Source organism: Microbulbifer okhotskensis (genome assembly GCF_023895975.1).
In the GTDB taxonomy this organism is placed as follows: Bacteria; Pseudomonadota; Gammaproteobacteria; order Pseudomonadales; family Cellvibrionaceae; genus Microbulbifer; species Microbulbifer okhotskensis.
Genome location: NZ_JALBWM010000574.1, coordinates 1 through 217 on the forward strand (window position 1 = coordinate 1; position 217 = coordinate 217).

1 protein-coding gene is annotated in these 217 nt (G+C 57.6%); it reads right to left on the reverse strand.

Going from position 1 to position 217, the window contains the following annotated elements; genetic code table 11:
• A partial coding sequence (locus tag MO867_RS23320; protein ID WP_252473546.1) for a nucleoside hydrolase-like domain-containing protein occupies positions 1-217 on the reverse strand: 217 nt, incomplete at both ends.

Below are 217 nucleotides of genomic sequence, written 5' to 3' on the forward strand. Positions count from 1 at the left end.
CGCAAGCGTGTTTACGCCACCCCAGGTAGAAATCCAGAGAGGGCGTTCGTCTTCCGCTTCCAGCTCGGTGATGATCCAATCCGACCCTTCCGAATCCATGCCAACGCCAACGCCCTCCATGCCGTACTTGGGAATTCCTTGGGAGATCAGAGCGGATAGGTCTGCGGCTTCAGGGTAGCCGGCTTCGTGCTTAAGGAGATTCGGCTGCACTTTTGCG